Source organism: Paenibacillus turpanensis, assembly GCF_011421635.1.
In the GTDB taxonomy this organism is placed as follows: Bacteria; Bacillota; Bacilli; order Paenibacillales; family YIM-B00363; genus Paenibacillus_AK; species Paenibacillus_AK turpanensis.
On sequence record NZ_WTLI01000075.1, the window covers coordinates 1 to 353 of the forward strand.

The following is a 353-nucleotide window of genomic DNA, read 5'->3' on the forward strand; positions in this document are numbered from 1 at the left end:
AGGTGCAGGCGTAGGCTTCACAAGCACAGGTGCAATTCTCGTATTGTTTATTCTTCTGGTGATCATCAGCCGTTCGTTAGCGTTCGGTCTGTAAGATCGCTACGCAAAGGGAAGTGCCATGGCTAATGCCGTGGCACTTTTTTTAATGTAAAAGATTGCTCTTCTTCATTAAGTAGAGATAGCTCATTAGCGTGGTTGGTCCTGCAGACGAGCTGTAACAATGGAAAAGTGAAACGAATAAAGCCCAAATAATTTAGCATGGGTTTACCTTTGGCAGCTTGCTTCTTCTTATGGTGCTGTTTCGAAATAGGCTTGGAAATGGGTACAGCTGTCCCTGACGGCAGGAAGCAATG

1 protein-coding gene is annotated in these 353 nt (G+C 45.0%); it reads right to left on the reverse strand.

Annotated features, from left to right (window positions below; translation table 11 throughout):
• Positions 1 to 122 precede the first annotated feature (122 nt).
• Positions 123 to 353, reverse strand: a 231-nt coding sequence (locus GQS10_RS22990) for a hypothetical protein (protein WP_207952403.1), incomplete at its 5' end; no start/stop codon positions are given.